22 protein-coding genes are annotated in these 15,761 nt (G+C 43.3%); 6 read left to right on the top strand and 16 right to left on the bottom strand.

Annotated elements, in window-relative coordinates; translation table 11 throughout:
* The 7 genes from CQS04_RS05155 to CQS04_RS05120 form a co-directional block, all read right to left on the bottom strand.
* The coding region (locus tag CQS04_RS05155) for a 5' nucleotidase, NT5C type (protein ID WP_100353118.1) at nucleotides 1-483 on the bottom strand (483 nt) is incomplete at its 3' end.
* A gap of 12 nt (nucleotides 484-495) precedes the next feature.
* A complete protein-coding gene (gene ribD / locus CQS04_RS05150) occupies nucleotides 496-1,590 on the bottom strand; it encodes a bifunctional diaminohydroxyphosphoribosylaminopyrimidine deaminase/5-amino-6-(5-phosphoribosylamino)uracil reductase RibD (RefSeq protein ID WP_100353117.1) in 1,095 nt (364 codons plus the stop codon).
* Nucleotides 1,583-2,338 carry a GTP cyclohydrolase II gene (locus tag CQS04_RS05145; protein WP_100353116.1) on the bottom strand — a complete coding sequence of 252 codons (756 nt, stop codon included), beginning with the start codon at nucleotides 2,336-2,338 and terminating at the stop codon, nucleotides 1,583-1,585. Before CQS04_RS05145 ends, ribD begins: the two co-directional genes overlap by 8 nt.
* A 410-nt stretch (nucleotides 2,339-2,748) precedes the next feature.
* The gene (locus tag CQS04_RS05140; RefSeq protein ID WP_100353115.1) at nucleotides 2,749-3,075 is read right to left on the bottom strand and encodes a hypothetical protein; all 327 of its coding nucleotides are present in this window, start codon (nucleotides 3,073-3,075) and stop codon (nucleotides 2,749-2,751) included.
* 373 nt (nucleotides 3,076-3,448) lie between these two features.
* On the bottom strand, nucleotides 3,449-3,916 hold the full coding sequence (locus tag CQS04_RS05130) for a DUF2691 family protein (RefSeq protein ID WP_100353113.1): 468 nt from the start codon (nucleotides 3,914-3,916) through the stop codon (nucleotides 3,449-3,451).
* A gap of 281 nt (nucleotides 3,917-4,197) precedes the next feature.
* Entirely contained in the window at nucleotides 4,198-4,566 is a 369-nt protein-coding gene (locus tag CQS04_RS05125) for a hypothetical protein (protein WP_100353112.1), read from the bottom strand.
* Nucleotides 4,567-4,589: 23 nt separating this feature from the next.
* Nucleotides 4,590-5,531 (bottom strand): sensor domain-containing diguanylate cyclase, encoded by a 942-nt coding sequence (locus tag CQS04_RS05120; protein ID WP_100353111.1) that lies wholly within the window; start codon nucleotides 5,529-5,531, stop codon nucleotides 4,590-4,592.
* Nucleotides 5,532-5,711: 180 nt separating this feature from the next.
* Between CQS04_RS05120 and CQS04_RS05115 the strand changes: the two genes are divergently transcribed.
* The 5 genes from CQS04_RS05115 to CQS04_RS05095 all read left to right on the top strand — a co-directional run bounded on the left by CQS04_RS05115 (nucleotide 5,712) and on the right by CQS04_RS05095 (nucleotide 8,139).
* Nucleotides 5,712-6,203, top strand: coding sequence for a DUF2975 domain-containing protein (locus tag CQS04_RS05115; RefSeq protein ID WP_100353110.1), 492 nt, complete (start codon nucleotides 5,712-5,714; stop codon nucleotides 6,201-6,203).
* 9 nt (nucleotides 6,204-6,212) lie between these two features.
* Nucleotides 6,213-6,443, top strand: a complete 231-nt coding sequence (locus tag CQS04_RS05110) for a helix-turn-helix domain-containing protein (RefSeq protein WP_094944621.1) — start codon at nucleotides 6,213-6,215, stop codon at nucleotides 6,441-6,443.
* Nucleotides 6,436-6,894, top strand: coding sequence for a DinB family protein (locus CQS04_RS05105; protein WP_100353109.1), 459 nt, complete (start codon nucleotides 6,436-6,438; stop codon nucleotides 6,892-6,894). Before CQS04_RS05110 ends, CQS04_RS05105 begins: the two co-directional genes overlap by 8 nt.
* 21 nt (nucleotides 6,895-6,915) lie before the next feature.
* A complete protein-coding gene (locus CQS04_RS05100) occupies nucleotides 6,916-7,485 on the top strand; it encodes a GrpB family protein (protein WP_100353108.1) in 570 nt (189 codons plus the stop codon).
* A 105-nt stretch (nucleotides 7,486-7,590) separates the two neighbouring features.
* On the top strand, nucleotides 7,591-8,139 hold the full coding sequence (locus CQS04_RS05095) for a flavodoxin family protein (protein ID WP_100353107.1): 549 nt from the start codon (nucleotides 7,591-7,593) through the stop codon (nucleotides 8,137-8,139).
* A gap of 59 nt (nucleotides 8,140-8,198) precedes the next feature.
* Here CQS04_RS05095 and CQS04_RS13725 read toward each other — a convergent pair whose 3' ends face one another.
* The 6 genes from CQS04_RS13725 to CQS04_RS05070 form a co-directional block, all read right to left on the bottom strand.
* Nucleotides 8,199-8,342 (bottom strand): hypothetical protein, encoded by a 144-nt coding sequence (locus CQS04_RS13725; protein ID WP_165775463.1) that lies wholly within the window; start codon nucleotides 8,340-8,342, stop codon nucleotides 8,199-8,201.
* Nucleotides 8,343-8,423: 81 nt separating this feature from the next.
* On the bottom strand, nucleotides 8,424-9,437 hold the full coding sequence (locus CQS04_RS05090) for a S66 family peptidase (RefSeq protein ID WP_100353106.1): 1,014 nt from the start codon (nucleotides 9,435-9,437) through the stop codon (nucleotides 8,424-8,426).
* Entirely contained in the window at nucleotides 9,437-10,549 is a 1,113-nt protein-coding gene (locus CQS04_RS05085) for a DUF2812 domain-containing protein (RefSeq protein ID WP_100353105.1), read from the bottom strand. The genes CQS04_RS05090 and CQS04_RS05085 overlap by 1 nt, the downstream gene beginning before the upstream one ends.
* Nucleotides 10,546-10,869 (bottom strand): PadR family transcriptional regulator, encoded by a 324-nt coding sequence (locus CQS04_RS05080; protein ID WP_100353104.1) that lies wholly within the window; start codon nucleotides 10,867-10,869, stop codon nucleotides 10,546-10,548. Before CQS04_RS05080 ends, CQS04_RS05085 begins: the two co-directional genes overlap by 4 nt.
* Nucleotides 10,870-10,971: 102 nt before the next feature.
* Entirely contained in the window at nucleotides 10,972-11,388 is a 417-nt protein-coding gene (locus CQS04_RS05075; RefSeq protein WP_100353103.1) for a universal stress protein, read from the bottom strand.
* An 18-nt stretch (nucleotides 11,389-11,406) separates the two neighbouring features.
* Nucleotides 11,407-12,870 (bottom strand): SulP family inorganic anion transporter, encoded by a 1,464-nt coding sequence (locus tag CQS04_RS05070; RefSeq protein ID WP_100353102.1) that lies wholly within the window; start codon nucleotides 12,868-12,870, stop codon nucleotides 11,407-11,409.
* A gap of 112 nt (nucleotides 12,871-12,982) precedes the next feature.
* Here CQS04_RS05070 and CQS04_RS05065 point away from each other — a divergent pair, with 112 nt between their 5' ends.
* Nucleotides 12,983-13,525 (top strand): recombinase family protein, encoded by a 543-nt coding sequence (locus CQS04_RS05065; RefSeq protein ID WP_165775462.1) that lies wholly within the window; start codon nucleotides 12,983-12,985, stop codon nucleotides 13,523-13,525.
* Between the two features lie 39 nt (nucleotides 13,526-13,564).
* Here CQS04_RS05065 and arsC read toward each other — a convergent pair whose 3' ends face one another.
* The 3 genes from arsC to CQS04_RS05050 are packed head-to-tail and all read right to left on the bottom strand — an operon-like array spanning nucleotide 13,565 to nucleotide 15,668.
* Complete coding sequence (gene arsC, locus CQS04_RS05060; RefSeq protein WP_100353100.1) at nucleotides 13,565-13,987, bottom strand: arsenate reductase (thioredoxin); 423 nt, start codon at nucleotides 13,985-13,987, stop codon at nucleotides 13,565-13,567.
* A 15-nt stretch (nucleotides 13,988-14,002) separates the two neighbouring features.
* Nucleotides 14,003-15,301, bottom strand: a complete 1,299-nt coding sequence (locus CQS04_RS05055) for an arsenic transporter (RefSeq protein WP_100353099.1) — start codon at nucleotides 15,299-15,301, stop codon at nucleotides 14,003-14,005.
* A 16-nt stretch (nucleotides 15,302-15,317) separates the two neighbouring features.
* Nucleotides 15,318-15,668 carry an ArsR/SmtB family transcription factor gene (locus CQS04_RS05050; protein WP_100353098.1) on the bottom strand — a complete coding sequence of 117 codons (351 nt, stop codon included), beginning with the start codon at nucleotides 15,666-15,668 and terminating at the stop codon, nucleotides 15,318-15,320.
* Nucleotides 15,669-15,761: the final 93 nt, after the last annotated feature.

Raw genomic sequence — 15,761 nt, 5'->3', positions numbered from 1 at the left:
AATGACTTGAAGGTTTTCTTCTTTCAGCAATGTATTGACCACATCCGGCTTATCATCAAAGTAATAATCCAGACCTAAACGTCTAATGATTTCTATTTTTTCACCGTCTTGCATGCCATAGAAGAAACGGTCATCTTGAACTGGGAAGCCTTGTGCTTTCATCCATTCTTTTGTTCGTTCTCCGTGTTCTTTCGGTCTTGCGGTGATGTAATAGATTTCATGACCTTGCTGATCGAGTTCAAGTAATGTTTCTAGAGCATTCGGATAGACGGGGCAGTCCGTATAGTAGATGTCTTCTAAAGACGACTTCCACATCTCGCCGCCTTGCTCGTCCGTCAGATCAAACAGCTCATGAATTTCAACACGCTCTAATTTCTGGAACTGATCGAGCGGCACGTTTTTGCCTAGTTTTTGATTGTAGATGTTAAACGCGTGCTTGCGTAAATCGATTAATGTATCGTCGATGTCGAAACCAAATTTCATGGTGCAACTCCTTTAGCTGTGATAGATAGGGTAGCCTGTAAGTTTAAAATCTTTACCGATTTTCTCAATTTGTGTAGCGGACAATTCAATGGCCTGATTCATTTTTGCGAAGCCAGTACCTTCTAAAAACGTAGGTGCGTCTTTCCCGCCAATCAGCTTCGGTGCCAAGTATAAAACCACTTTATCAATCAACTGATGTTCGAGAAAAGCCGCATTGATGGTCCCGCCTCCTTCAAGGAGGACAGAAGAGACGAGACGCTCGCCTAAAATTTCAACGACTTGTTGCACATTGACGTGTTCTGAGCTGTCTGTCCGAAACACTTGGATTCCCCGAGACTGCAGTTCTGCTTCTTTGTCAGGGTCTGCATTTTGACTTGTGAAAATCCATGTTTCTGCTTGTTGGTCGACAACCACTTTAGCCGTTAACGGAACCTTCAAATGGGAATCGATCAGTACACGGATCGGATTGCGACCGTTCGGGATTCGCGTCGTCAATTCGGGATCATCTTTTAACACGGTATTCACACCGACCATGATGGCCCGGTGCTCATTTCGCAAGTGATGCGCGTCTTTTCTAGATTCTTCTGAAGTAATCCATTTGCTGTCTGACGTATGTGTGGCAATCTTGCCGTCTAGCGTGATTCCTGATTTCATCGTGATGAACGGGGTCTTTTGCGTGATGAATTTGTTGAATACTTCATTCATTTGACGAGACTCTTCCTCACAAACGCCTGTGATGACTTCAATGCCTGCTTGCTCTAGGATCTTGACGCCATTGCCTGAAACTACTGGATTAGGATCTAATGTAGCAATGACTACTCGTTTGAGACCCGCTGCTACGATGGCTTCCGCGCACGGCCCCGTTCTGCCATGATGGGAACACGGCTCAAGCGTGACATAGATGGTGCCACCTTTTGCATGCTCACCGGCCATACGAAGAGCATGGACCTCCGCATGCGGCTCCCCTGCTTTTAAATGAGCGCCGACTCCCACAATTCGGTTGTCATTGACGATCACAGCGCCCACTAACGGGTTTGGATCTGTCTGTCCTTTCATGGCCTGCGCATTCTTAAGCGCCAGCTCCATATAAAATGTATGATCAGTCATGAATGAGTGTTCCTTCCTCTTGGATATGGCCAGACCGTTTTACTTTTGTCTGCAGATATTTCTCATTGAACTCGGACAAATCTCCCCATAACGGCTGGCGGTCGGATACTTCTAGACCTGCTTCTAGCAGAGCATGTAATTTTTTCGGATTATTCGTCATCAATCGAATTGGTTTAGAGCGAAGTGTCTTCAAGACTTGAATGGCATCACTATAGTTCCGTGAATCGTCCACAAAACCTAAGCTTTCATTGGCATCTACAGTATCGTAGCCATTTTCTTGTAGAATATAGGCCATCGCTTTACTGAAGAGACCAATCCCTCTTCCTTCATGATTAGCCAAATAGAACAAAGCCCCTGTACCGTGATCCACAATCATCTTCATCGACTCTTTCAATTGATAGCCACAGTCGCATCGTTTACTTCCGAAGATGTCTCCTGTATGACAAATCGAATGCATACGGATAATAGCATCTTCTTCATTTGCGAAATCCCCATAGACTAGGACGCTTGATTGCTGGAGTTCAGCTAAATTCGATGAAGAGAGCTTTTCAATGATGCGACTCACATCTTTTGTCACTTCAGTGCAATTTAACCAGCAGTACCACTGAAAGACGACAGTTTCTCCGTACAGATTTACAGGCAGGCGAATCGGGCCGACTAAGTAAAGCGCCCCTTCCTCTGTATGGACTAATTGAATTTTATCCTGTAATACCGCAACTACTTTTGAATCTAATTTTTCTTGTATCATACCAAACACTCCTGTTCCGGTTCTGAATTTTGAATGAGTTTTCCATCATTCTATCACGAAGAATCCAAAACCCGTGAGGAAAAGAACTTGGGATTTTTCAAGTAATGACGGGCTTCGACGGCCTTTAGATAGTACATAAACTTTAGACAAACAGAAAAAAAGACTGCAAATCTAGTAGCGATTTGCAGTCTGTTATTGAATATCCAGAGCCATTACGTAAGTCGCCTCATCCTCTCCCCAATACTTCTCTACGACTACTTTATCGTCATGAACCATAAGAGTAGATTCATAAAATTTCAATTTTTTGAATATTTTCAGACGCGTTCGACTACTTCGGTAAAATTTAGTGCCTGATAAGCAATAGCATATTTTACCGTTCTCTTAAAATGAGTTTGCTAGTAATAGAAGTGCTAGATGGAATACCCAATAGTTATTTGATAGATAAAAAATGCAAAAACCAGTAGTGCAAGAATCGGTGTTCCGTATTGGATGATTGGGTGGATGCGACTACTCCCTAAAAACCTGAATAAAAGAAAGAACACGATTTGCATGACACTAAAAGTATAGAGATACATGATAAATGAAGATCTTTCTTCTTCAGCTGTAAGATCTCCCGGAGCTTGTTCTGCAGCAAAAAATCTAGCACCTCCCGTAAAGAAGTCTGCAAATCCTACTGAAAACCACGTAAATAAGCTGACTAGAAGTATATAACTGAGTGATTTGATGATTTTTCTCATAGTGCCCTCCTAAAGTATGAAACGAACTATTCTTGTGGGGAAACATCCTCCCATATAGAGTAGCCAACTGTTATATCGTAAATAAAAAGTACAAAGATAATGATTGCAAGAATTGGGGCTCCGTATTGAACAATTGGGTGAATACGAGTCTTACCAACAAATCGAAATAGTAAAAAGATAAAGATGTTAACTATCGTTATGGAATGGCTATTAAAGTAGAAAGAGGACCACTCTTGTTCATCTGTTAAGTCTCCCGGTGCATATGAGCTGGCATCGATCCGCGAAACCATTATTGAAATGTCTACAATAATAGCTAAAGCACACGTAGTCAAACCAACGATAAGTATGTAACTAAACGTTTTAATACTTTTTCTCATAAATCTCCCCAGACTGTGAAGTATGTAGATTCAATTTCCGACTCAGCTAGCAACTTTAAATTTGATGCTCCATTCTTCAGCAAGGTATTGTAGATGTTTGCTAGTAAACTATCATCCTTCACGATTACAGTAATGAAGCTCGTATCCACCACTAGGATGATGAATTGACAATCACTCGAGACGAATTCTTGGAAGTTTGTTATAGGACGAATGCTTTCTACGTCGGGGAAGGCCTTCCATTCAGCGAATACTAGATAGTGGGGATGGTCTGCAAGGCTTTTTATAAATTGCTGGTTTGAGAGTGTTGTAGGTGCTCTGAAAGCATCCTTCATATTCCCATCGACCATTTGATAGACTTCACTGACCTCAATTGCCCACGTCCAGGATTCCTGATTAAAAGCATCCATTACAGGGCTTAGAAAATATCCATAGTCATTTGGCAATTCGCATTTGATTGCTTTCATAAACTCTCTTCCCCTTTACGCTGAATTTCCATTCCATATATTTCTTTATTTTACCATCAGAACAACATATTTGATGTACTTCCTTTTGTTATACTTAAGAGACGTTTTACTGATTCGGAGGATGCATCATGAGATTAGTTTCTACAAAAGATACCGGTAGGTTATCTACTGAAAACATAGGATTCAAAAATTAAACCAGTGTACAATTTTTCAGTTATACATAGGAATTCAAAAACCCACTCACCTCAATTTGAGATAAATGGGCTTCGTTTAGTTTGAAACTACTTAGCTTTCGCCACTTCGCGAGCAAAGACTTCGAGATGCTCCGTGATTCCTCGTTCGAGAGTAGGAAGGTCTCGTGGATCTTCGATTTGAACATCCTCTACTTCATTCTTCAATAGCTTGGCAACATTCCACCGAGGAAACTTCGAGTTTGAGTTGTCTCCTTGCTCGAAAAAGAAAAAGAACTTTTCTCGCCAAAGCAGCTTCATCAACTTAGGCGTTGGCTTGTAAGAGAGGTAAGCCTCATCTTGATTGGCCCTAGTGATCATCTGATTATAGAGGTCGTGAGGACCCTGATAGTACACTCGAATCGTGTACAGGCCTGCATGCTCTTCAAGTAATGTTTTAAACTGATAGGAATCTTTCATCAACTAATCCTTCTTTCCCGCTTCTAACAACAAAAATAGCGGTTTTTTCCTGCAAGCTTTGCTTTATAAAGCGCTTGATCGGCTTGACGGAGTAGTTCAGGTAACTTTACATCACTTGATAGTTCGTAGACAATAATCCCCATGCTTGCGGATAGGTTCTCTTCCGGTTCCCACTTGCTTAACATGTCTAATAATTCATCTGCCTGTTTTAGCAGCTCTGGTTCAGAAAGTTCTCCTGTACGATGGACGATGAATTCGTCCCCTCCAAGCCGAACAGCAAAAGCTTGTTCTTGCTTTGCCACAAAGTGACGTAAACGATCAGCTACTTCTTTTAGTACTTCGTCTCCTCTGTCATGTCCAAACGTATCATTAATGCCTTTAAATCCGTCTAGATCCAACAAAAATAAAGTACCCGGAGCTGTACGTTCCTTGTCGAAAAATCCGACTAAATAATGGCGGTTGTACAGGTCTGTTAGAGGGTCTCTATATGCACGTCTTTCCAGTTCCAAGTAATAGGTGAACAGTCGGACAATACGTTGCAACAACTCTATCGTATGGTCATCATACTCACTAGCCTTACTGTCCGCTACGCAAAGCGTACCGAAACGTTCGCCATTCAATTGAGAAATGGGCAACCCAAGGTACGACTTAATGTTAACATCTAGTAGGAGGCTGCGCAGATGCGTAGATTCCATCTCATTTTCGACGTCCGGATACTGTAAAGGACGTTGCTCTTTAAAGTTAATTCGGTGACACACAGAATTTTCTAATGGGACTGTCATTCCTTCAGATATGGCAATGTCGGCATGCTCATCTGATACTTTTAAAATAACTTGCTCCGAATCACTCAATGAAGAAAGGTAAATCAACTTATCTGGTAAAATTTCCTTAGCTAAATCAATCACATCTTCTGCAAGTTCGTCAAAATTTCGATAAAACGGAATGTCTTGATTCACTGAATTCATATGGATCCCCCCGTTCCCTTCATACTATAGTTTTATTATACCGTATCGGAAGTAGATTTAAAGTTGAAAAGACGGCAGTTTTCGCACATCTATTTACTGAAATAAAACATATATTTATTGATATTCGATAACATCAACTTTATAATTGGTTTAGTAAATGGTTGTGAAGGAGAGATCTTTATGAAAAAAGGAACGACTCTGTTTTTAAAAGCGGCTCTAGTGGCGATTGCGCTTCCCGTTGCCGCACTTTGCATTTTCTTACTACCTCAACTTGTGCTAGAAGCTTTTGAGCAAATGAATGGGGAAAATGTCTTACCATTCATTATACTTGGACTGGTCACTGTAGCTCTTTTATCTGCCGTCCCGTATTACATCGCTTTATTTCAAGCATATACATTACTCCGTTTGATTGAAACTAGTGACGCTTTCTCAAGTGCTTCTGTACAAGCTCTGCGAAAGATTAAGAAGTCAGCGTTTTGGATCAGCTTGTTTTACACAATAGGATTACCGTTTATATTTATGGTCGCACAGTGGGACGATGCACCAGGTCTTGTGTTAATCGGGATGGTCATCGTTGGTGCTTCGATTGTAGTAGGTGTGTTTGCGGCAGTTCTCGAGGCTTTGCTTCAAGAAGCCATCACGTACAAAACTGAAAACGAATTGACGATTTGAGGTGAGAAGATGGCGATTATTATAAATATTGATGTGATGTTAGCAAAACGCAAAATGAGTGTAACCGAACTGTCGGAGAAGGTGGGTATCACGATGGCTAACCTCTCCGTATTAAAGAACGGGAAAGCCAAAGCTGTCCGCTTCTCGACGCTTGAAGGAATCTGCCGGGCACTCGATTGTCAGCCTGGAGACATCTTGGAGTACGCCCCAGATTCAAAGGAGACAACCTCTGATGATTAGGCCTTTATTCACTTACAACTGGCAGGTTCGAGACGAGTGGCTGACCTGGTGCGATGAGTTGACTCACGAGGAATTGGTGAAGAAGCGCCACGGTGGCATGCAGTCGTTCTTGCATACCCTCTATCACGTCGTCTACTGCGAGCATATCTGGGTCAGTCAGTTGCTCGGCCGCGAGATCCATGTGCAGCCGATGGAAGAAGTGACGTCGCTCGATGAAGTCCGTTCGTTTGCCGATTCGACTCGTCTTCTTACTGAGGAATGGTTGGCACGCCAAGGAGAGTTCCAGCAAGCGATTCTTGACCTGCGAGGACGTACGTTCAGTCACGCGAAAGTCATGACTCACATTGCAACTCATGAGGTGCATCATATCGGCCAGCTGTCCGTATGGGCACGAGAAATCGGACGTGCCCCTGTGAATTGCGATTTGTTGCCAAGGGAAGTTGACATTTAATCAACGTGAGGATGTGAACAGATGGACAACCAAAATAAAAATAATCATGCCCCTGTCTGGGCATATGAAAAAGTAGAAATCAAAAGCCACAACTCAAACTGGAAAACTAAAGGTGCTCAGTATAAATGTGATTTATTAGATTTACTCTCTGCATATGGAGTCCGAACTATAGAGCATGTAGGTAGTACCTCAATTCCGGAAATGCCTGCTAAACCGATAATTGATTTGATAGCACTAGCGCCTTCTTTTGAGAATTTAGATGATATTGTTACGTTGCTATTACAACATGACTGGAATTACATTCCACCAGAGCTCGACAGTCAACCTTGGAGAAGGTTTTTCGTCCATGTCAAAGATGATAAGCGAATGGCTCATCTTCAACTAATACTTAAGGCAGATTCTCGTTGGAAAGAGCAGGTGGATTTTCGCAATCTCTTGATTGCTGAACCTGATCTCGCAAAACAATATGCTGCACTGAAAAACCGATTGGCAACTCTCTATTCTAATGACCGTGAGAGCTACACTCGACATAAAAGTAAGTTTGTACAAACTGTATTGAATTCAGAAAAGGATAGTCCGTCAATCAGTTGACAATTCATAAAATCAGTATAGTTGCATACGCTTTAGACCCACCGTATAGTGGATAAGTCATCTTTAAGCAGATGAAAGATACACATTATGAAAAGAGGTTTTCCCATGAAGGTTTTTGTACTAAACGGGTCTACACGCGTCGAGAGCAACACGGAAATGTTAACAAATCAAGTTCTAGAAGGTATTCCTCATACGACCAGATATTTACGCGACTATACTATTGTACCGATTGAAGACAAACGCCATGAACCAGATGGATTTGCTGTAGTGCCTCAAGATGATTACAGACAATTGATCAGGGAAATGCTTGAGCACGACATCGTCATCTACGCAACTCCTGTCTACTGGTACGGGATGTCAGGAATTATGAAGAACTTTATTGACCGGTGGAGCGAAAGTCTTCGTGATCCAGAAATTGATTTCAAAGCTCGCATGAGTCAAATTCAATCTTATGTTGTGACCGTAGGCGGAGACTCACCTTATCAGAAAGCGTTACCTCTGATCCAACAGTTCCATCACATTGTTGATTTTGTCGGAAGTCCTTTAAAAGGATATCTAATCGGTGAAGGGAATCGTCCAGGTGACGTGCTTCAAGATGCTCGCGCATTAGCAGGTGCCGCTGCTTTGAATCAACAAATCCGTTCAGACGTTTAATTCTATACAACACAACAAAAGGCTTGCCTTTCCAATCGGAGAGACAAGCCTTTTTGATATTAGTTTAGATGTGAATTGAACATAGCGAAGGCTAACAAAGCAAATAACAAGGCAATTGCAAAGCCTCCTACCACTTTACCTACTGATTTTGATGACGTCGGTGTCTGCTGATTCTCGGTTTGGTTACCTGATTCTTTTTCCATGCGTCACCCTCCTGTCGTACGGATTTGATATAAGTATACACTGATACTTGGTGACAGGTAAAATCATATAGATGTGATATTTTAAATAAATTTCTGCAAGACCTTGCCCTTACCATCAACAACCTCAACTTCTGCGTAAGCTCCGTTGATTAAGGTGACTTGAGGCGGGACATGCCCACAATCAATGTCATAAATGACTGGCAAACCAAGATCCTCTGCAAGATCGGCATAGACCTCTTTTATTGTATAGTTATCAACTGGTCCATTAGCATCGCTGCGTCCAAAGAGAACGCCGGAGCAATTAGCAAACCAACCTGCAAGTTTCATTTGTACTAGGGCACGACGCAGATCCGTCGTCTCCATATCACAGTTCTCGAAGTACCAGAGGATCGGTTCATCTTGCAGATACTCTTTTTGGAAAGTCGCTACATCCCCAAATGGTGTTCCCACAACATTTCGGATAATATCGATACAGCCACCAAGTAAACGACCACTCACCTGTTCAGGAGCATTTGAGACCGTCTTCCAGTCAGTCTGCTCCGTCAGATGAAATATGATTGGCGTTGGATTTTCGTGACTCCATTCTCTTTGATACTTAGCTGAAGAATGCTGCTCTACTGAATCTCCTGCTTGCGTCATCAACACGTGTTTCCACAGTGCCGTTGTATCGTCTGAAGCCTCTCCTCGTAAATCCACCAAGTTCGCTCCGTGAGCAGTTGCAATTCCTGTCTTCAGCGTCATCGCAAACAACAGTAAGCTTGTGTCTGAATAGCCAAGCACCCATTTCTCTGAGAGCAGGTCGAAATCCAGGTGTTCCAGAATCTCAATCAATAGCTCGCCACCCCAAGGTGGAAGCACCATATCGATTACAGGATTTTGCATCATGGAAGTGAATTCAATAGCTCGCTGCATTGCTGGCGCAGACTTCGCCTTATCCTGTGTCCAAACTGTATCTCCAATCACTAACACATGCCCTTCTCTCTCAAACCGCTCTTTAGCTTTTGTGAGAAGGTGATGCAGTTCCTTTCTGACCCCAGACGACGGTGCGGTGACACCAATTGTCGCGCGCTCTTTCAGTTGTGGATAGCGAATCATCACGAATCTCCTCCTAGGATGGTCTTACGATAACGGAAATAGCTGATGGCGATTCGGATAACTGTCACTATCCAAAGCAGTGTCATAAATAAAAGCAATCCCACCAAGACACCTGAAATAGGATCTCCCTGATTTCTCTCAGGCATCTGAGAAAAGTTCATTTGAAATAAGTAAACCATCATGACAGAGAAATAAATCCCCCACATAAAATTCATCGCATAAGTTTTATTCAAACGCTTTAATCGATTCGACTTTTCATAACCAGCAGTAGGCTTTTCCTCACCTTCCGCATATTCCATAGACCAGATGGTTGTGTTTAAAAAACTAAGAGAAGATGTATGATGCAGTGTCCACCCGAAATCTTTAAATACAGAATAGTACGACGTACGGACTCGGAAGTTAAAATCACAGATATACGCCCGGTGATGCGGGGTTCCTTTCTGAAAGGAGAAGCCTAATGAATGCACGCGCCGTAACGAAAATCCCTGCTGAGCCATTTCTTCCAGCCAGTGTTCTGTGCGAAGTGGATCATAAAACCATAAGGGGCGCCACTTGAATTTTAGTTGGTCACTAGAGCCGGGTGTCACTTCAAGTTGCATCTCCTGCTTCTTCAACTCATTGTTTTCCAAATACATCGTATACATCCAAACTAGTAGAAAGAGGGTCCCAAAGAAAATACCTACTTGGATACCAACCCCACCACTCCCCATTCCCCCTGAAGACAGCAACAGATCCATCATTAAAAAAGGAATAGAAATCAACAAATAAGTAAATAAGATGGTCATAGTGATATAGAAGTGGATCTGATTGCGGAAGAGTAATTGATCACGAACCGGATACAAAGTAGGTTCTGTCGCCTCTAACACGTTCCAGTTCTTTTGACTGACAGCTTTTGACCACCCAGCCTGTTCAAGCCTTGAAGATGCATCTGCGCCTTTTTTGATAGTGGTAATCCTATAGTGCTTTTTTTGCTCCTGGCCTTGTTTCAATGTAAACTGCCTGGTCAGCAAATGAATATCTTCTAAGTGCCAGCCTTCAGCGGATTGCCTTGAAAGCCAGTCTTCCGTGTGTTGCAATCGGTAACTCCAAAACGGCCGAAACACTTTTTTCATAGAAACTCCCCCTTGTACCGCTCTTTGTTTCGGTGCAGCTCATCCAAGCGGTCAAACTCTAGCCGCAGAATCTGTTTTCCAATGTCAGTGATCTCATAAATTGTTTTTCGCTTCTCGTCCGAATAGACCGTGATCATGTCATCATCCTGCATCTTACTAAGCGTGCCGTATATGGTTCCTGAGCCCAGTTTCAAACGTCCCGCAGTCATCTCTTCGACTTGTTTGATGATGCCGTAGCCATGCCTTGGTTCTGTGAGAGCAAGCAATATGTAATAAGCGGACTCGGTCATAGGAAGGTAGCGTTTGATGCGTTTGTCCATTACCAGACCTACTTTCATTATGTCGTATCTCGACTATATCACGTTGCGACATAATAGACAACCTATTTTTGGGAACTAAAAAAAGAGCCCCGAAGGACTCTTCTATTTCACTACTAAAACCGGCGCTTTGACTCTCTTCACTACTTTGTGGCTGACACTCCCTAAAACCATCTCTTGTAGCGAGTTCAAGCCACGGCTCCCGATGATCACAAGGTCGGCTCCCTGTTCATTCACATATTCTACAATCGTTGGTCCCGGCTCGCCGTGAAGGATTTTCACCTCATAAGTGATGGCTTCCGCAATTAGAAGTTCTTCCACCGGACGAACCTTTTGACGCCTTTCGTACTCAAGTGCTTCATTGCTCTCCGCATGGAGCACCTCATACTTCGCTTTTTTAAAGTCGGCTACATACACCACTTCAATCTTCCCATCACCGAGCTTGGCAAGTGCCACGGCATGCTTGGCTGCTCGAAGAGCATTGTCTGACCCATCCGCTGCTAACACGATATGTGAGTACATGAGTATTTCCCCCTTTGTCTAGTGAACAGATAGTTTTGCGTCTGCTTGATTGTATATGGCGAGCTTGTCCACAATCTTGCGACTGGATGAATTGAGTCCTGTAATGAGGACTTCGTTCTGATTTTGACGAAGCTTCATAACCACCTTGTCGATTGCACCCACAGCTGAGTCGTCCCAGACGTGAGATTCAGTGAAATCGATATGAATCTTACTTTCTCGTTCTGTCAGGTCAATTCCTGCAACGAAATCTTCAACAGATGCAAAGAATAATTGGCCCTGTACGTTGTAGCGGATGACGCCACTCTCTATCGCCTTGTCTACTTTTAGTTTCGAGATCTTCGCAACGAAGAATATCGCACTGAGCAAGACTCCGGCTAGTACGCCTTTTGACAAATCGTGAGTAACGACAACGATGGCTACAGTAGCTACCATGACAAACGCATCGGCACGAGGTGCTTTTCGTATATACGTAAACGATCCCCAATCAAATGTTCCAATCGAAACCATAATCATGATTCCGACAAGAACTGGCATCGGAATTTGAACGACCAGGTCGCCCAACACGATGATCAAGAACATCAGTAAAGCGCCAGCTACAAAAGTCGATAGACGCCCACGTCCTCCACTTTTCACATTGATGACCGACTGACCGATCATTGCACAGCCTGCCATACCCCCAAAGAAACCTGTTACAAAGTTGGCAATCCCTTGACCACGAGATTCTTTATTTTTATCGCTTTCCGTATCTGTCATGTCATCTACAATCTGAGACGTCAACAACGACTCCAGTAAGCCCACAATAGAAAGGGCGAGCGCATATGGGAAGATGATTTGTAGCGTTTCAAATGTAAACGGCACATCTGGAATAAAGAAGCTTGGCAGCGTCTGTGAAATCGTTCCTAAATCTCCTACTGTGCGAAGTTCAATTCCTGAGAAGATAACGACCGCTGTCAGGGCCACAATCGCAATCAGTGGTGCGGGGACCGCTGTAAAGAAGCGCGGTAAGATATAGACGATAGCTAGTGTGACTGCTACAAACACATACGTCATCGTACTGATCCCTAAGAAGTGCGGCACCTGCGCCATGAAGATTAAGATGGCCAAAGCATTCACAAAGCCAATCATCACAGCACGCGGAATGAAGCGCATAAGTTTGGCTACTTTCAATACACCAAATACAATCTGAATGATTCCTGTTAGAATGGTCGCAGCAAGTAAATAATCCAATCCATAATCTCGTACGAGAGGAACCATTAAAAGTGCCATAGCACCTGTTGCAGCCGAGATCATTCCCGGTCTTCCGCCGACAAATGCGATAATCACTGCTATACTAAAAGATGCGTAGAGCCCCACCATCGGGTCCACTCCAGCAATGATTGAAAATGCGATAGCTTCTGGAATAAGGGCAAGTGCCACTACAATTCCAGCTAATATATCTGCACGAATGTTTCCAAACCATTCGTTCTTAAGTTTAGTTATCAACGTATACACCTCTTACTATTTGTTTAGACTCAATCAGTCTATCACGGTTAGTCCCAAAAAGGAACCCTTTTGAAACCCGATATAGTAAGAGCTTCTCGAAAGGATGAATCTCATGAACTATGGCTATATAAGAAATACCGCAATTGATAGTGAAGGAACTATGCAACGACAGGCTCTTTCCCCCTATGCAATTGATCAGATCGTTTACGAAGAACAGTACCGTTCTAATGACCAGCTAGCAGAGATGATCGACGGCTTACAAGAAGGTGATCAGGTATACACAGCATCTCTCACTTGTTTTGCTCAGTCATTGAACCAACTGCAAGCACTTCTCGAGAGGTTTACCAAAAAGAAAGCGGTCCTCTACTTTGTAGAAGAAGACATCCAAATCGACCAGACACTTAAACAATCGTTCACCGAACTAGTTCATCTCTTAACCACCTTTCAAACACAAGCAACAAGCTTGATGACGAAAGCAGCAATGGAAGAAGCGAAGGAACGTGGTGTCACGACTGGACGGCCTCGAAAAAAGGATGACAATGTGAACCGGGCTATTGAACTCTATCTAAGTGGCGATTACACACTCAAGCAAATCAAAGAGCTGACGAATATCAGCAAATCTACGCTCTACCGCTATTTGAATGAAGACTATTAAAAAAAGAGAGGCCGCGGCCTCTCTTTTTTTGTGCTCTATTTAGTTTCCTGTTTTCGCAAACTCTTCGATACGACGACCAATAGCGTCACGCACATCTTGGAACACGGCCCATACTTCTTCGTCTGTCCCTGTCGCTTTCGCAGGGTCTGGGAAGCCCCAGTGTTCGCGACGAACCGATGATGGTGTCACTGGACATTTATCAGCTGCATCTCCACAAAGAGTTACAGCGATTGTTGCACGATTTAACAACTCTGAATCAATGATGTCAGAAGTGTTTTCCGAAATGTCGATTCCTACCTCGTTCATAGCTTTGATTGCCTTTGGATTCACACCGTGTGCTTCGATTCCTGCACTGTATACTTCCCACTCGTTCGAATCAAGAAGCTTTTTTGCCCAACCATCTGCCATCTGGCTACGGCATGAGTTGCCTGTACATAAAAAGTAGATGATTTTCTTTTCCATTTGAAAACACTCCTTCTAGTGGATGATTAATAACCAAATATAGAGACCGAGTAGTGTGATAAACAATGTCGGAATCGTCAAGATGATACCCGTCTTAAAGTAAGTTCCCCAAGAGATCTTGACGCCTTTCAAGCTCAACACATGAAGCCATAAAAGCGTTGCAAGGGAACCGATTGGCGTAATCTTTGGCCCCAGGTCGGAACCGATGACGTTCGCATAGATCAGTGCTTCGCGGACAATCCCCGTTGTGTTGGTGTCAGCAATAGCAAGTGCATCAATCATGACGGTTGGCATGTTGTTCATTACAGACGATAAGACGGCCGCAATAAAGCCCATTCCAATCGTCGCCGCAAACAGGCCTTGGTCCGCTGTCCATTGGATGACGTCCGTTAATACAGCTGTTAGACCGGCATTTCGAAGTCCATATACGACTACATACATCCCAATGGAGAAGAATACGATAGCCCACGGTGCGCCTTTGATGACCGCTTTTGTATGGACAGCTGGACTGCGACGAGCTAGAGCCAAGAAGACGATAGCTACAATCCCTGCGATAAATGATACCGGAATGTGTAAAGGTTCACTCGCAAAGTAACCGACTAATAGCACGGCCAAAACAACCCAAGAAATCTGGAACATCCGGTTGTCTTTGATGGCCTCTACCGGCTGCTTCAAATCGGATACATTGTAGTTCTTTGGTAAACTTTTACGGAAGAACAGATACAATACTAAAATACTCGCCCCAAGCGAGAAGAAGTTCGGGACAATCATGCGGCTCGCATATTCGATAAAACCGATTCCAAAGAAATCTGCAGAGACGATGTTCACTAGGTTACTGATGACAAGTGGCAACGACGTCGTATCCGCAATAAATCCACTTGCAATAATGAACGGGAAGATCATTTTCTCTTCAAACTTCAAGTTCCGTACCATCGCTAGTACGATTGGAGTTAGAATTAACGCCGCTCCGTCATTTGCGAAAAGTGCTGCGACGATGGCACCAAGTAAGATGACATAAATAAACATGCGCAGTCCATTCCCACCTGCGATGCGCGCCATATGTAAGGCTGCCCATTCGAAGAACCCGATTTCATCGAGTACAAGGGAGATCAAGATGAGCGCAACAAACGTCAGTGTGGCATTCCAGACAATGGACGTCACATCTTGGACGTCACCAAAGTCGACGACACCGACGAGTAAAGCAAGGACGGCACCTGCAGTGGCAGACCATCCGATTGACAAGCCCTTAGGCTGCCAAATAACAAAAAGCAGCGTCACCAAAAAGATGGACGCTGCTGCTAAGACTTCAAACAAAGTTCCAGACTCCTCTCTAGTTGCAGCTGACACGTAGACCGTTTTTGGTCAATTCTTCAATGCGACCACTTTGCTCTACTACTGCATCAAGCACAGTCTCCAACATTTCCGCATGCGGATAGTTCGGATTCAAAGAGTAGAAAATCCAGTGGCCATTACGCTTCTCTTGCACAATGCCTCCGTCTTTCAACTTCTTCAAATGCTGACTGATTGCCGGTTGGCTGATATCGAACATTTCAACGAATTCACAGACGCAGCATTCAAATGACTGCATCACCTTTAACATTGTAAGGCGAGTTGGATCGCTGATGAGTTTTAGAAGTTGAGACATATGGTCAATGGATAAGTGATGGTGAATAGTTTGCATAGAAGTACCTCCATCTATCGATGATTATATAATCGTTTTATTATATAAGTCAATTGTTATTTGAATTCTTTATGATTCCATATTATAGTGCGC

The sequence above is a fragment of the Chryseomicrobium excrementi genome, from assembly GCF_002798305.1.
GTDB classification, from domain to species: Bacteria; Bacillota; Bacilli; order Bacillales_A; family Planococcaceae; genus Chryseomicrobium; species Chryseomicrobium excrementi.
Note: the sequence above shows the minus strand (reverse complement) of the source record. Positions and strands in the feature narration are given on the sequence as shown.

Bases quoted from the DNA above. Each gene is read 5' to 3' on its own strand.
- ribD (WP_100353117.1), bottom strand. From the start codon at position 1,590: ATGACTGATCATACATTTTATATGGAGCTGGCGCTTAAGAATGCGCAG.
- CQS04_RS05145 (WP_100353116.1), bottom strand. From the start codon at position 2,338: ATGATACAAGAAAAATTAGATTCAAAAGTAGTTGCGGTATTACAGGAT.
- CQS04_RS05140 (WP_100353115.1), bottom strand. From the start codon at position 3,075: ATGAGAAAAATCATCAAATCACTCAGTTATATACTTCTAGTCAGCTTA.
- CQS04_RS05130 (WP_100353113.1), bottom strand. From the start codon at position 3,916: ATGAAAGCAATCAAATGCGAATTGCCAAATGACTATGGATATTTTCTA.
- CQS04_RS05125 (WP_100353112.1), bottom strand. From the start codon at position 4,566: ATGAAAGATTCCTATCAGTTTAAAACATTACTTGAAGAGCATGCAGGC.
- CQS04_RS05120 (WP_100353111.1), bottom strand. From the start codon at position 5,531: ATGAATTCAGTGAATCAAGACATTCCGTTTTATCGAAATTTTGACGAA.
- CQS04_RS05115 (WP_100353110.1), top strand. From the start codon at position 5,712: ATGAAAAAAGGAACGACTCTGTTTTTAAAAGCGGCTCTAGTGGCGATT.
- CQS04_RS05110 (WP_094944621.1), top strand. From the start codon at position 6,213: ATGGCGATTATTATAAATATTGATGTGATGTTAGCAAAACGCAAAATG.
- CQS04_RS05105 (WP_100353109.1), top strand. From the start codon at position 6,436: ATGATTAGGCCTTTATTCACTTACAACTGGCAGGTTCGAGACGAGTGG.
- CQS04_RS05100 (WP_100353108.1), top strand. From the start codon at position 6,916: ATGGACAACCAAAATAAAAATAATCATGCCCCTGTCTGGGCATATGAA.
- CQS04_RS05095 (WP_100353107.1), top strand. From the start codon at position 7,591: ATGAAGGTTTTTGTACTAAACGGGTCTACACGCGTCGAGAGCAACACG.
- CQS04_RS13725 (WP_165775463.1), bottom strand. From the start codon at position 8,342: ATGGAAAAAGAATCAGGTAACCAAACCGAGAATCAGCAGACACCGACG.
- CQS04_RS05090 (WP_100353106.1), bottom strand. From the start codon at position 9,437: ATGATTCGCTATCCACAACTGAAAGAGCGCGCGACAATTGGTGTCACC.
- CQS04_RS05085 (WP_100353105.1), bottom strand. From the start codon at position 10,549: ATGAAAAAAGTGTTTCGGCCGTTTTGGAGTTACCGATTGCAACACACG.
- CQS04_RS05080 (WP_100353104.1), bottom strand. From the start codon at position 10,869: ATGGACAAACGCATCAAACGCTACCTTCCTATGACCGAGTCCGCTTAT.
- CQS04_RS05075 (WP_100353103.1), bottom strand. From the start codon at position 11,388: ATGTACTCACATATCGTGTTAGCAGCGGATGGGTCAGACAATGCTCTT.
- CQS04_RS05065 (WP_165775462.1), top strand. From the start codon at position 12,983: ATGAACTATGGCTATATAAGAAATACCGCAATTGATAGTGAAGGAACT.
- arsC (WP_100353100.1), bottom strand. From the start codon at position 13,987: ATGGAAAAGAAAATCATCTACTTTTTATGTACAGGCAACTCATGCCGT.
- CQS04_RS05050 (WP_100353098.1), bottom strand. From the start codon at position 15,668: ATGCAAACTATTCACCATCACTTATCCATTGACCATATGTCTCAACTT.